Raw genomic sequence first — 12738 nt, 5'->3', positions numbered from 1 at the left:
GCAAAAAGCGAAATCCCCATAATGCGCAGCCTTCAACGCGGGAATAGCTCAGCTGGTAGAGCGCAACCTTGCCAAGGTTGAGGTCGGGAGTTCGAGCCTCCTTTCCCGCTCCAGCATTCTGGGGAAAACAGATGGTTTAGACCGGATGTTTTCCCCTTTTCGTTTACAGTGGTTTACCGCAATGGCGCGATAGCAAAGCGGTTATGCACCGGATTGCAAATCCGTGTAGGTCGGTTCGACTCCGGCTCGCGCCTCCAGATTCGGGTCAGCCCGGATGTTTCATGAATTCGCGTGATGATCGCGCAGGATTTTGATTGACAGGGAAGTTTTGGGAAGGAGCATCGTAGTTATTCATACGACCGACCGAGCAAATCTTTCATGTCAGGCAAAAAACCAGCGCGGGCGCGTGAATTCATGAAACATCCGGGCTAGCTGTCCGCTTCGCCCGGATGGTGAAATTGGTAGACACAAGGGACTTAAAATCCCTCGCCAGCGATGGCGTACCGGTTCGATTCCGGTTCCGGGCACCATCTTATCTTTCAGTCCGTCGGCCCGAGTGGTATAATTCCGGCGCTTGATTACTAACACAATGGGCAGTTTGCCCATTTTTTATTTGTGTTGCGCCGCGACACAACGATGGATTTTCGATGATGGATTTACCCGCCCGCCTGGAGCCTGTACTCACCGAACTCGGCTACGAGCTGGTGACGCTGGAGCGCGCCGGGCGCGGGCTGTTGCGGATTTTCATCGACAAGCCGGGCGGCATCACGATTGAAGACTGCGCCAAGGTGAGCAATCACCTGAGCCACCTGTTTGCCGTCGAGAACATCGACTACGACAGGCTGGAAGTGTCCTCGCCCGGCATCGACCGGCCGCTGGTCAGGCCGCAGGACTATGTGCGCTTCGCCGGCGAGCAGGTCATGCTCAAGCTGCGGGTGCCGATGGACAACCGACGACGCCTCGGCGGTCAGCTGGTCGGTCTGGAAGAAAACGTGGTGAAATTGATCGTCGATGGCACGGAAGTGTCGGTCGATTTAAGGAATGTGGACGCTGCCCGCCTGAACCCCAAGGTTTAGGCAAGCTGGAGGGAATGATGAGTCGTGAATTGTTAATGCTGGCCGATGCGCTGGCGCGCGAAAAGAACGTGGGCCAAGAGGTGGTGTTCGAAGCACTCGAGCAGGCGCTCGCCTCCGCCACCAAAAAACGCTTCAAGGAAGAGGCCGACGTGCGCGTGTCGATCGACCGCGAAACCGGCGAATACGAATCCTTCCGCCGCTGGCAGGTCGTGTCCGAGGCCGACCTCGAATCCGAGGGTCACCAGATCCTGCTGATCGACGCCCAGGACAAGCACCCCGACATCGAAATCGGCGACTACATCGAAGAGCCGCTGGAAAATATCGAGTTCGGCCGCATCGGCGCGCAGGCGGCCAAGCAGGTCATCCTGCAAAAGATCCGCGACGCCGAGCGCGAGCAGATCATCAGCGACTTCCTCGACCGCAAGGAACACCTTGTCAACGGCGTGGTCAAACGCATCGACCGCGGCAACGCCGTCATCGAATCGGGCCGCATCGAAGGCTTCCTGCACCGCGACCAGATGATCCCGCGCGAAAACCTGCGCGTCGGCGACCGCGTCCGCGCCTACCTGCTGCGCATCGACCGCGGCGCCCGCGGCCCGCAGGTGGTGCTGTCGCGCACCGCACCCGAATTCATCATGAAACTGTTCGAGCTCGAAGTGCCGGAAATCGAGGAAGGCCTGCTTGAAGTCAAGGCAGCCGCCCGCGACCCCGGCCTGCGCGCCAAGATTGCGGTAGTGTCGCACGATCCGCGCATCGATCCGATCGGCACCTGCATCGGCATGCGCGGTTCGCGCGTCACCTCGGTGACCAACGAGCTGGCAGGCGAGCGCGTCGACATCATCCACTGGTCGGCCGACCCCGCGCAGTACGTCATCAATGCGCTGGCGCCCGCCGAAGTCAGCTCCATCGTGGTGGACGAAGACAAGCACAGCATGGACGTGGTGGTGGACGAGGAACAGTTGGCCATGGCCATCGGCCGCGGCGGCCAAAACGTGCGACTGGCGTCCGAGCTGACCGGCTGGGAACTCAACATCATGTCGCGCGAAGCGGCAGAAGAGAGGCAGTCGAGCGAAAGCGGCAAGACCCTCGCGCTCTTCGTCGAGAATCTCGACGTGGACGCGGAAGTCGCCCAGATTCTGGTCGACGAAGGCTTCTCCACGCTGGAAGAAGTCGCCTACGTCCCGTTGAACGAAATGCTCGAGATCGAGGCGTTCGACGAAGACCTGGTCAACGAATTGCGCAACCGTGCCCGTAACGCATTGCTGACCGCAGCCATCGTCGGCGAAGAACAGGTCGAGGCCTCCGCCGGCGACCTGCTGTCGCTCGAAGGCATGGACGCAGAAACCGCACGCACGCTTGCCAGCAAAGGCATCCACACCACCGAGGACCTGGCGGAACTGGCAGTCGATGAACTGACTGAAATATCCGCCATGGATGCCGAACGCGCCAAACAATTGATCATGGCCGCACGCGCGCCCTGGTTCGCCCAAGGCTAAGAGGACTGCATGAACGTTGAACAATTCGCCCAAGAACTGAAACTGCCGCCCCAGCTGTTGCTTGAACAGCTGAAAGCGGCGGGCGTCAGCAAGAATGATGTCGTCGATTCCGTCACCGAAGCGGACAAGGCGCATTTGCTCGACTATCTGCGCAAGATGCACGGCGGCGGCGCTGAAACCGGCAAGACCAAGATCACCATCACGCGCAAGCAGACCGGCGAGATCCGCAAGACCGACAGCACCGGCAAGTCGCGCACCATTCAGGTGGAAGTGCGCAAGTCACGCACCTACGTCAAGCGCGATGCCGCTGCGCTGGCGGCCGAAGCCCCGCCCGTGGCAGAGCCCGTGCCAGAAGTCGAACCCGCTCCGTTGGCCGAGGAGCAGGCTCCGGCAGTGGTCGAAGCTCCGGTTGAAGCCAAGGTTGAAGCGCCCATCGTCGAGCCGGTAGCGGCTAAACCGGCTAAGGCCAAGGCCAAGCCTGCAGTGGCCGAACCGGTCGTCGCCGAACCTGCCGCGATTGAGCCTGTCGCTGCCGAGCCTGCGGTTGTGGAACCCGTCGCAGCCGCTGAAGCTACCCCCGTGCCGCCCGAGGTGGCTGCGGAGTCCGCAGTGGAACCCGCCCCGGTGGTCAAGAAAACCACCCGCATCAAAAAAGCCTCGATCCTGAACGAAGCTGAAGTCAAGGTGCGCGCAGAAGAAACACGCCGCCACTTGGCGCTGCAGGAACGCCAGGCCTCGGATGCCCGCGCCCGCACCGAGCGCGAGGCCTTGCGCAAGCAGGCCGAAGCCGCACGCGAAGCCGCCAAGATTGCGGCAGCGGAAAAAGCCGCTGCACCGCCCGCGCCGGTTGCACCCACCGCCAAAACCCTGCACAAGCCCGACAAGCCGGCTGCCGCCAAAGGCGCCAAAGGCCCGGACAAGAAAGCGGGCGGCACCTGGAAAGACGATGCGGCAAAGCGCAAGGGCGGACTCAAGACCCGCGGCGGCGCTGCGCCCGACGCCGGCTGGCGTGGCCGTAAGGGCAAATCCAGATCCGGCCATGAGGAAACCACCTTTGTGGCGCCGACCGAGCCGATCGTGCGCGAGGTGCTGGTGCCCGAAACCATCACCGTGGCTGAGCTTGCCCACAAGATGTCGGTGAAGGCGGCCGAGGTCATCAAGGCATTGATGAAACTGGGCAGCATGGTGACCATCAACCAGGTGCTCGACCAGGAAACTGCGATCATCCTGGTTGAGGAAATGGGCCACATCGGCAAGCCTGCCGCGCTCGATACGCCTGAAGCCTTCCTCATCGATACCGGCTTTACCGGCGAAATGGTCGTGCGCGCCCGCCCGCCTGTGGTCACGGTGATGGGCCACGTCGACCACGGCAAGACCTCGCTGCTCGACACCATCCGGCGCACCCGGGTGGCCAGCGGCGAAGCCGGCGGCATCACCCAGCACATCGGCGCCTATCACGTCGAAACCGAAAAAGGCGTCATCACTTTCCTCGACACCCCGGGCCACGAAGCGTTTACCGCGATGCGGGCGCGCGGCGCCAAAGCAACTGACATCGTGGTACTGGTGGTGGCGGCGGACGACGGCGTCATGCCGCAAACCATCGAAGCCATCCACCATGCCAAGGCAGCAGGTGTGCCGCTGGTGGTGGCCGTCAACAAGGTCGACAAGCCCGATGCCAGCCCCGAGCGCATCCGTCAGGAACTCGTTGCACAGGGCGTCACTCCCGAAGAATGGGGGGGTGACACCCAGTTCGTCGAAGTGTCGGCCAAGGCCAATACCAACATCGACGGCCTGCTCGATGCCATCCTGTTGCAAGCCGAAGTGCTGGAACTGCAGGCGGCTGCCGAAGGGCCGGCAAAAGGCCTCGTCATCGAAGCGCGACTGGACAAGGGCAAGGGCCCGGTCACCACGCTGCTGGTGCAATCCGGCACCCTGCGCCGCGGCGACATGGTGCTGGCCGGCCAGGCCTTCGGCCGCGTGCGCGCCATGCTCGACGAGTCGGGCAAGGTCGTGAACGAAGCCGGCCCCTCGATCCCGGTCGAAATCCAGGGTCTGTCCGACGTGCCGCGTGCCGGCGAGGACATGATGGTGCTGCCCGACGAGCGCAAGGCGCGCGAAATCGCGCTGTTCCGTCAGGGCAAGTTCCGCGACGTGCAACTCGCCAAAAAGCAGGCTGCCAAGCTGGAATCGATGTTCGGGCAGATGGGTGCGGGCGAAGTCCAGCAACTGCCCATCATCCTCAAAGCCGACATGCAGGGCTCTTACGAAGGCCTGGCGCACGCGCTGGCCAAGCTGTCGACCGACGAGGTCAAGGTCAACATCATCCACAGTGCAGTGGGTGCAATCACCGAATCCGACGTCAACCTGGCACTCGCCTCCAAGGCCGTGCTGATCGGCTTCAACGTACGTGCCGATGCGGCCGCCCGCAAGCTGGCCGAATCCAGCGGCGTGGATATCCGCTACTACAACATCATTTACGAAGCGGTAGATGAGGTGAAGGCCGCGCTGTCCGGCATGCTGGCGCCCGAAAAGCGGGAAAGCGTCATCGGCAGCGTGGAAGTCCGCCAGGTCTTCCACGTCTCCAAGGTCGGCACCATTGCCGGCTGCTACGTGACCGATGGCATGATCAAACGCAACGCCGGCGTGCGCATCCTGCGCAACAACGTGGTGGTCCACGAGGGCGAGCTCGATTCACTCAAGCGCTTCAAGGATGACGTCAAGGAAGTCAAGGCCAACTTCGAGTGCGGCCTCTCCATCAAGAACTTCAACGACATCCAGGAAGGTGATTTGCTCGAAGTGTTTGAGGTCGTGGAATTCGCGCGTAGCCTGTAATGCCAAAGGATTTCCCACGCGCCCGTCGGGTCGCCGACCAGATTCAGCGCGAACTGCCGGAGTTGATCCGGCAGGAAGTGAAGGATCCGCGCGTCGGCATGCTGACCATCACGGAGGTGGAGGTCAACCGCGACATGGAGTTTGCCAAGGTCTACTTCACCACGCTGGGTGGCGAAGCCGAGCATTCCGCCTGTCTGCTGGGCCTGCAACGTGCCAGCGGCTTTCTGCGTACGCAATTGTCGCGCCGCATGCAGCTGCGCGTAGTGCCCAAACTCAGCTTCGTCTACGACCGCTCGGTTGAACGCGGTATTGAGCTCAGCCAGCTGATCGAAGCGGCCGTCGCCGAAGACGCCAAACACCCCAAAGACGAGTGAAGCCTCCCCGCCAGCCGATCGATGGCGTGCTGCTGCTGAACAAGCCGGTCGGCATCACCTCCAACGCCGCGCTGCAAAAAGCCAAGTGGCTGCTCAATGCTAAAAAGGCAGGCCACACCGGCACCCTCGACCCTTTCGCCGACGGCCTGCTGCCCTTGTGCTTCGGCGAGGCCACCAAGTTTTCCGCCTACCTGCTCGAGGCCGACAAGCACTATCGTGCCGTACTGCAACTCGGCGTCACCACGACCACGGGCGACCCGGAAGGCGAGGTTCTCAGCACCCGCGAGGTCACTGTCAGCCGTGCCGACATCAGCGCCGTGCTGCCCCGCTTCACAGGCGAAATCGAGCAGATCCCGCCCATGCATTCGGCGCTCAAGCACCAGGGACGCCCACTCTACGAATACGCCCGCGCCGGCATCGAAATCGACCGCCCGCCGCGCAAGGTGACGATCCGCGCACTTGAGCTCATCGAATGCGATCCGCCCCGCGTGGTGCTCGACGTGCAATGCAGCGCCGGCACCTACATCCGCACCCTGGCGCAGGACATCGGCGCCGTGCTCGGCTGCGGCGCCCACCTCACCGCGCTGACGCGCACGACGGCTGGCGGGTTCACACTGGGCCAGGCGCACACGCTCACCGTCCTTGAAGCGCTCGAGGCCAGCCAGCGCCACGCCCTGCTGCTGCCCGCAGACTGCCTCGTAGCCCATCTGCCCGCCATCCAGCTTGACGACGCCGACGCTGCGGCCCTGTGCCAGGGCCGCAGCGTGCCGCACCTGACCGAACTTCAAGGGCTGACACGCATTTACACCGCCGCCCATGTTTTCATCGGTCTGGCCGATGCCGATGCCGGCCAGCTGCTTCCGCGCCGCCTGATTGCCACCCAACAAGCTTGAGTTACCCCCCCCATTCGGCGTAAAATCGCCGGTTTCCCAGAACGTGTCCCGCTCAGCCGCAGGCCACGCGATTTAGAAGGAGTACACCATGGCTGTTACCGTCGCTCAAAAAGCTGAAATCGTCCAGAATTACCAACGCGCCGCCGCCGACACCGGCTCGCCCGAAGTGCAGGTTGCCCTGCTGACGGCCCGCATCAACGACCTGACCGGCCACTTCAAGGCCAACATGAAGGATCACCACTCGCGTCGTGGTCTGCTGAAGATGGTGAGCCGCCGCCGCAAGCTGCTGGACTACCTGAAGCGCACCCACCTCCAAGGCTACAAGACCCTGATCGAACGCCTCGGTCTGCGCAAGTAAGTCCGGCAAGACCCCTGTGATGACCCAGCACCCGGCTGTATCGGCACTGGCTGTATCGGAACTGTGGATGGGGCGTGTCGTCCCCTGAATTTTTCACGCCCCGCCCATGCGGGGCGTTTTTGCTTTTGAAAGGAACTCGTATGAGCGCTATCAAGAAAACGTTTACCTATGGCCGCCATCTGGTCACACTTGAAACCGGCGAAATCGCCCGCCAGGCCTCCGGCGCTGTCATCGTCAACATGGACGACACCGTGGTGCTGGTCACCGTGGTCGCCAAGAACGAAGTCAAGCCCGGTCAGGATTTCTTCCCGCTGACCGTCGATTACCAGGAAAAAACCTACGCTGCCGGACGCATCCCCGGCGGCTTCCTCAAGCGCGAAAGCCGGATGTCAGAAGGCGAAACGCTGATTTGCCGCCTGATCGACCGTCCCATCCGCCCGCTCTTCCCCGAAGGCTTCTTCAACGAAGTGCAGATCATCGCCACGGTGATGTCGTCCAACCCCGAAATCAGCGCCGACATCCCCGCGCTGATTGGCGCCTCGGCCGCGCTGTCGCTGTCCGGCCTGCCGTTCGACGGCCCGGTGGGCGCGGCGCGCGTCGGTTTCATCAACGGCGAATACGTGCTGAACCCGGCCAACTCCGAGCTGAAAGATTCGGCACTGAATCTGGTCGTCGCCGGCACTGAAGCCGCCGTACTGATGGTCGAATCCGAAGCGATGGAACTGCCCGAAGACATCATGCTGGGCGCGGTCATGTTCGGCCACCAGCAGCTGCAGGCCGCGATCAACGCCATCAACGAACTGACCGACGAAGCCGGCGCCGACGCCTGGGACTGGCAGCCGGTCGCCGAAGACACCGCGATGGTGGAACGCCTCAAAGCCATTGCCGAGGATGGCCTGCAGCAGGCCTACAACATCAAGCAGAAACAGGCGCGCATGACCGCCATCGACGAAGTCCGCAGCAAGGCCTTCGCCGAGCTCATCCGTGCCGACATGGACACGGTTGCGCAGAACCACGTCAAGGACGCCTTCCACCGCGTGGAAGCCAGCGTGGTGCGTAACCGCATCCTGTCCGGCCAGCCGCGCATCGACGGCCGCGACACCCGCACCGTGCGCCCGATCACCATCCGTACCGGCGTACTGCCGCGTGCCCACGGCTCCGCCCTGTTCACCCGCGGCGAAACCCAGGCGCTGGTGGTCACCACGCTCGGCACCGGACGCGACGAGCAGACCATCGACGCGCTCGAAGGCACCTACTCCGACCGCTTCATGCTGCAATACAACATGCCGCCCTACGCCACCGGCGAAACCGGCCGCATCGGCGCGCCCAAGCGCCGCGAAGTCGGCCACGGGCGACTGGCCAAGCGCGCGCTGCTGGCGGTGCTGCCCTCCAAGGAAGAGTTCGGCTACACCATGCGCGTGGTCTCCGAAGTCACCGAATCCAACGGCTCGTCGTCGATGGCATCGGTGTGCGGCGGCTGCCTGTCGCTGATGGACGCCGGCGCGCCGCTGAAAGCGCACGTCGCCGGCATCGCCATGGGCCTGATCAAGGAAGGCAACCGCTTCGCCGTGCTGACCGACATCCTCGGCGACGAGGATCACCTGGGCGACATGGACTTCAAGGTGGCGGGCACCGAAAAGGGTGTGACCGCGCTGCAGATGGACATCAAGATCAACGGCATCACCCAGGAAATCATGCATGCCGCGTTGACGCAGGCCAAGGAAGGCCGCCTGCACATCCTCGGCATCATGAAGGCGTCGGTCTCCGACAGCCATGAAATGTCAGCCTATGCGCCACGCATCATCGCGATGAAGATCAACCCGGAAAAAATCCGCGACGTCATCGGCAAGGGCGGCGCTGTCATCCGCGCGCTGACCGAGGAAACCGGCACCCAGATCGACATTCAGGAAGACGGCAGCGTGAAAATCGCCTGCACCAGCATGGAAGCCGGCGAACTCGCCAAGAAGCGCATCGAGGAAATTACCGCCGAAGTCGAAGTTGGCAAGGTCTACGAAGGCCCGGTCATCAAGCTGCTGGACTTCGGCGCGATCATCAACGTGCTGCCGGGCCGCGACGGCCTGCTGCACATCTCGCAAATCGCCCATGAGCGCGTCAACGCCATCGGCGACTACCTGAAAGAAGGCCAGGTCGTGAAGGTGATGATTCTGGAAGCCGACGAGAAAGGCCGCCTGCGGTTGTCGATGAAGGCCCTGCTGGAAGCGCCTGCGCCCGCTCCCGTTATCCCCGGCGACGAAGAAGAGGCCAGCTAAGCAACGCCGCGCCGTCCGGCGCGGCGGCTTCAAATAAAAAACGCGCCACACGGCGCGTTTTTTATTTGCCCAGCCGGCTCTGAAATCAGGTCGTTTCACCCAGAAACGCCTGCCACCAGCGCTTGCGCTGGCCGGTCACCACGCCGCCAATTTCGAGCTCACACGGTGGCGTTTGGCTCATCACCCAACCCGGCAACACCGACGACTTCGCCGAACTTGAACCGCACGAACTGCCGAGATGATTGGGGTCGTAGATCTTGATGAAGCTGGGCGCATCGAGGTTGTCGGCGTAAACAATCGCGCAGTAATCCTCATGATGCTCACGCCGCAGCAGTTCATCCAGTTCGCGCGTGAACTGTTGCACCTTGTCGGCAGCAGAAGATTCTTGCGGCACCTGCTGACCGACCGCATAGAGATACCAGCCTGCCCCGGCATCGACCTTTTGCCAGAATGCCGTCAGCTGATCCCAGCGCATCACGCTGTAAAGCAATCCATTGAAACTACGGTCAAATTCGCTGGTGTCGGTCATGTGCGCTTTGCGGGTGGGCTGAATGGGCAAGCTGACTGGGCTGGCTTATTTGAAGACCTGACGTGCCATGTTCATTTGGCGACCTGACGTTCGCGGATTTCCTCGAGCGTCTTGCAGTCGATGCACAGTGTTGCAGTCGGACGCGCCTGCAGGCGATCCAACCCGATTTCGATACCGCACGCTTCGCAATAGCCGTAATCGCCGCCGTCGATCTTGGCGATGGTCTCGCCGATTTTCTTGATCAGCTTGCGCTCGCGATCGCGGTTGCGCAGCTCGAGTGCCATGTCCGACTCCTGGGTGGCGCGGTCATTGGGGTCGGCAAACACCGTCTGCTCGTCCTGCATGGAATGCCGGGTGCTGTCGATGTCCTGAGACAACTCGGCTTTCCAGGCTTCGAGCATTTTTCGAAAATGCCCGAGCTGTTTTGCATTCATGTATTCTTCGCCTTTTTTTGCCTTGTAAGGCTCAAAGCGCATCAAAGTTTCAGCCATCTTGTTCTCTTTGAAGTTAGTGTAATCCGGGCCTGGCCCAACCTGACTTAATATCAGAATCGCTTAACTATCGCAACCCACATGACACTACACGCCCTACTCTTCGACGTTGACGGCACCCTGGCCGACACCGAGCGCGACGGCCACCGGCCCGCTTTCAATCAAGCCTTTGCCGACGCCGGTCTCGATTGGCACTGGGACGTCACCCTCTATGGCAAACTGCTTGCCGTGACCGGCGGCAAGGAACGGATCAAGCACTATATCGACCACTATCGGCCGGACTATAGAAAACCGGCCCATTTCGACGAACTGGTGGCGGATCTCCACCAGGCCAAGACCCGGCACTACGCGACGCTCGCCGCGCGCGGCGGCATCCCCATGCGCCCCGGGGTCAAGCGGCTGCTGGTCGAGGCACGCGCCGCCGGACTGCGGCTGGCGATCGCCACCACCACCACCCCGGAGAACGTCACCGTGCTGCTGGAACACAGCCTCGGCTCAGGCACCCAGGAATGGTTCGAAGTCATCGCGGCAGGCGACATCGTGCCAGTCAAGAAACCCGCGCCCGACATCTACCATTTCACACTGGAAAAAATGGAACTGCAACCCGCCGACTGCCTGGCGTTCGAGGATTCGGAGAACGGCCTGCGCGCGAGCCTGGGCGCCGGCCTGAAAACGCTGGTGACGGTCAACGACTACACGCTGGACCACGACTTCACCGGCGCAGCGGTCGTGCTGTCCGATCTCGGTGAATCTGGCGTACCCAACCGGGTGCTGGCCGGCCCCGATCTCGGCCAGCCCTTCGTCGATGTGGCCTATCTACGGGCGCTGCACCAGATTTAACCCGGGTTGTGCATTTAGGACACGCGAGGCTGTTCAGTAGGGTGCGCGCGGCGCACCCTACGAGCCTGACCCCTGACCCCTGACCCCTAAGGAGACGCTGATTAATCCGTCTTTGCGAGGAGCGAAGCGACGCGGCAATCCAGAAATGCCTGCTTAATCAATGCGCTGGATTGCCGCGCTTCGCTCGCAATGACGGTTATATCGAATTAATCAGTGTTTCCCTAAGGATTGTGCATCAGCGCGGCTTCGAGCGTATTTTCCAGCAGGGTCGCCACGGTCATCGGCCCCACCCCGCCGGGCACCGGGGTGATCCAGCTGGCGCGCTCCGCAGCAGCGTCGAAATCGACGTCGCCAACCAGCTTGCCGTCGGGGAGGCGGTTGATGCCGACGTCGATCACGATCGCGCCCTCGCGCACCCAGTCACCCGGAATCATGCGCGGCTTGCCCACCCCCACCACCAGGATTTCGGCGGAACGCACGAAGCTTTCCAGATCGCGCGTGGCGCTGTGGCACACGGTGATGGTGCAGCCGGCCAGCAGCAGTTCCAGGCTCATCGGCCGGCCGACGATGTTGGACGCGCCGACCATTACCGCATTCTTGCCGCGCAGCTCCTCGTTGGTGGCGCGCAAGAGCGTCATGATGCCGCGTGGCGTGGACGGCCGCAGCGTCGGCATCTTCACCGCCAGGCGGCCGATGTTGTAGGGGTGGAAACCGTCGACGTCCTTGTCGGGGCGGATGCGCTCGATCACCGTCTCCGTGTCGATATGCGCGGGCAGCGGCAGCTGCACCAGGATGCCGTCGATGGCAGGGTCGGCATTCAGCGTGTCGATCAGCGCCAGCAGCTCGCCCTGCATGGTGGCGCTGGGCAGGTCGTGCGAGACGCTGGTGACGGCGGCGCGTTCGCAGGCGCGCTTCTTGTTGCGCACGTACACCGCCGAGGCGGCATCGTCGCCCACCAGGATCACCGCCAGGCCGGGCCGGCGTTTGCCCTGCGCCTCGCGTTCGGCCACCTTGTCGTGGATCACTGCGAGGATGGTGTCGGCCATGGCCTTGCCGTCTAGAATTCGTGCGCTCATCAAGGCAACCCTGAAGCAAAAGAGTGATTTTCCCGGAACCCCTCCTCCGACTCAAGCAAAAATTGACCCGGCCAATTCGGCAATGTATAGTCTCGCTTCTCCGAATTCGGCTGTAATGAATAAATAGGATTTCGGGGTGTAGCGCAGCCCGGTAGCGCGCCTGCTTTGGGAGCAGGATGTCAGGAGTTCGAATCCCCTCACCCCGACCACCCCCAATTGTCCCAAGTAAGAATAGCGCCCGAGAAGTGTGTCTCTGCCCGTAGCTCAACTGGATAGAGCACCAGCCTTCTAAGCTGGGGGTTACAGGTTCGATTCCTGTCGGGCAGACCAGGTTTTTTCCGTTGTTGGTATTGCCAACAACATCAATGGTGGACGTAGCTCAGTTGGTAGAGTCCAGGATTGTGATTCCTGTTGTCGTGGGTTCGAGCCCCATCGTCCACCCCATCTATTTGCACGCAATGAACAAAGCCCGCGCAAGCGGGTTTTGTTCATTGTGCGCGCAC

Annotated in this window: 11 protein-coding genes and 6 tRNA genes; 14 read left to right on the top strand and 3 right to left on the bottom strand. The window is 62.2% G+C overall.

Annotated features, from left to right (window positions below; all coding sequences use genetic code 11):
* Window positions 1–37 precede the first annotated feature (37 nt).
* The 10 genes from ABW22_RS14255 (at window position 38) to pnp (ending at window position 9299) form a co-directional block, all read left to right on the top strand.
* Window positions 38–113, top strand: a tRNA-Gly gene (locus tag ABW22_RS14255).
* A 70-nt stretch (window positions 114–183) separates the two neighbouring features.
* Window positions 184–257, top strand: a tRNA-Cys gene (locus ABW22_RS14250).
* A 186-nt stretch (window positions 258–443) separates the two neighbouring features.
* A tRNA-Leu gene (locus ABW22_RS14245) sits at window positions 444–530 on the top strand.
* A gap of 117 nt (window positions 531–647) precedes the next feature.
* Window positions 648–1076: a ribosome maturation factor RimP gene (rimP, locus tag ABW22_RS14240; RefSeq protein WP_082708893.1), complete on the top strand. Its 429-nt coding sequence runs from the start codon at window positions 648–650 to the stop codon at window positions 1074–1076.
* 17 nt (window positions 1077–1093) lie between these two features.
* On the top strand, window positions 1094–2572 hold the full coding sequence (nusA, locus tag ABW22_RS14235) for a transcription termination factor NusA (RefSeq protein ID WP_059758615.1): 1479 nt from the start codon (window positions 1094–1096) through the stop codon (window positions 2570–2572).
* A 9-nt stretch (window positions 2573–2581) separates the two neighbouring features.
* Complete coding sequence (gene infB, locus ABW22_RS14230) at window positions 2582–5404, top strand: translation initiation factor IF-2 (RefSeq protein WP_059758150.1); 2823 nt, start codon at window positions 2582–2584, stop codon at window positions 5402–5404.
* A complete protein-coding gene (rbfA, locus tag ABW22_RS14225; protein ID WP_059758147.1) occupies window positions 5404–5778 on the top strand; it encodes a 30S ribosome-binding factor RbfA in 375 nt (124 codons plus the stop codon). The genes infB and rbfA overlap by 1 nt, the downstream gene beginning before the upstream one ends.
* A complete protein-coding gene (truB, locus tag ABW22_RS14220; protein WP_059758144.1) occupies window positions 5775–6671 on the top strand; it encodes a tRNA pseudouridine(55) synthase TruB in 897 nt (298 codons plus the stop codon). Before rbfA ends, truB begins: the two co-directional genes overlap by 4 nt.
* Before the next feature lie 88 nt (window positions 6672–6759).
* Window positions 6760–7029: a 30S ribosomal protein S15 gene (rpsO, locus tag ABW22_RS14215; protein WP_059758141.1), complete on the top strand. Its 270-nt coding sequence runs from the start codon at window positions 6760–6762 to the stop codon at window positions 7027–7029.
* A 140-nt stretch (window positions 7030–7169) separates the two neighbouring features.
* Window positions 7170–9299, top strand: coding sequence for a polyribonucleotide nucleotidyltransferase (gene pnp, locus ABW22_RS14210; RefSeq protein ID WP_059758139.1), 2130 nt, complete (start codon window positions 7170–7172; stop codon window positions 9297–9299).
* Window positions 9300–9384: 85 nt separating this feature from the next.
* Here pnp and ABW22_RS14205 read toward each other — a convergent pair whose 3' ends face one another.
* Window positions 9385–9828, bottom strand: coding sequence for a hypothetical protein (locus tag ABW22_RS14205; RefSeq protein ID WP_059758611.1), 444 nt, complete (start codon window positions 9826–9828; stop codon window positions 9385–9387).
* 71 nt (window positions 9829–9899) lie between these two features.
* The gene (gene dksA / locus ABW22_RS14200; protein WP_059758136.1) at window positions 9900–10319 is read right to left on the bottom strand and encodes an RNA polymerase-binding protein DksA; all 420 of its coding nucleotides are present in this window, start codon (window positions 10317–10319) and stop codon (window positions 9900–9902) included.
* 81 nt (window positions 10320–10400) lie between these two features.
* Here dksA and ABW22_RS14195 point away from each other — a divergent pair, with 81 nt between their 5' ends.
* Window positions 10401–11159, top strand: a complete 759-nt coding sequence (locus ABW22_RS14195; RefSeq protein ID WP_059758133.1) for an HAD family hydrolase — start codon at window positions 10401–10403, stop codon at window positions 11157–11159.
* 221 nt (window positions 11160–11380) lie between these two features.
* On the opposite strand, the gene folD is transcribed toward ABW22_RS14195, so the two are convergent.
* On the bottom strand, window positions 11381–12235 hold the full coding sequence (gene folD / locus ABW22_RS14190) for a bifunctional methylenetetrahydrofolate dehydrogenase/methenyltetrahydrofolate cyclohydrolase FolD (RefSeq protein ID WP_059758129.1): 855 nt from the start codon (window positions 12233–12235) through the stop codon (window positions 11381–11383).
* A gap of 132 nt (window positions 12236–12367) precedes the next feature.
* On the opposite strand from folD, the gene ABW22_RS14185 reads away from it, so the two are divergent.
* The 3 genes from ABW22_RS14185 to ABW22_RS14175 all read left to right on the top strand — a co-directional run bounded on the left by ABW22_RS14185 (window position 12368) and on the right by ABW22_RS14175 (window position 12679).
* Window positions 12368–12444 (top strand) — tRNA-Pro (locus ABW22_RS14185).
* A gap of 44 nt (window positions 12445–12488) precedes the next feature.
* A tRNA-Arg gene (locus ABW22_RS14180) sits at window positions 12489–12565 on the top strand.
* A 38-nt stretch (window positions 12566–12603) separates the two neighbouring features.
* Window positions 12604–12679: transfer RNA gene (locus ABW22_RS14175), tRNA-His, on the top strand.
* Window positions 12680–12738: the final 59 nt, after the last annotated feature.

This window comes from Thiobacillus denitrificans (assembly GCF_001530125.1).
In the GTDB taxonomy this organism is placed as follows: Bacteria; Pseudomonadota; Gammaproteobacteria; order Burkholderiales; family Thiobacillaceae; genus Thiobacillus; species Thiobacillus denitrificans_C.
The sequence above is the reverse complement of the archived record's forward strand: the minus strand, read 5'-3'. Positions and strand labels throughout refer to the sequence as shown.

Excerpts from the sequence above, each read along its gene's own strand:
- ABW22_RS14205 (WP_059758611.1), bottom strand. The coding sequence starts at position 9,828 with ATGACCGACACCAGCGAATTTGACCGTAGTTTCAATGGATTGCTTTAC.
- dksA (WP_059758136.1), bottom strand. The coding sequence starts at position 10,319 with ATGGCTGAAACTTTGATGCGCTTTGAGCCTTACAAGGCAAAAAAAGGC.
- rpsO (WP_059758141.1), top strand. The coding sequence starts at position 6,760 with ATGGCTGTTACCGTCGCTCAAAAAGCTGAAATCGTCCAGAATTACCAA.
- nusA (WP_059758615.1), top strand. The coding sequence starts at position 1,094 with ATGAGTCGTGAATTGTTAATGCTGGCCGATGCGCTGGCGCGCGAAAAG.
- folD (WP_059758129.1), bottom strand. The coding sequence starts at position 12,235 with ATGAGCGCACGAATTCTAGACGGCAAGGCCATGGCCGACACCATCCTC.
- pnp (WP_059758139.1), top strand. The coding sequence starts at position 7,170 with ATGAGCGCTATCAAGAAAACGTTTACCTATGGCCGCCATCTGGTCACA.
- ABW22_RS14195 (WP_059758133.1), top strand. The coding sequence starts at position 10,401 with ATGACACTACACGCCCTACTCTTCGACGTTGACGGCACCCTGGCCGAC.
- rbfA (WP_059758147.1), top strand. The coding sequence starts at position 5,404 with ATGCCAAAGGATTTCCCACGCGCCCGTCGGGTCGCCGACCAGATTCAG.
- infB (WP_059758150.1), top strand. The coding sequence starts at position 2,582 with ATGAACGTTGAACAATTCGCCCAAGAACTGAAACTGCCGCCCCAGCTG.
- rimP (WP_082708893.1), top strand. The coding sequence starts at position 648 with ATGATGGATTTACCCGCCCGCCTGGAGCCTGTACTCACCGAACTCGGC.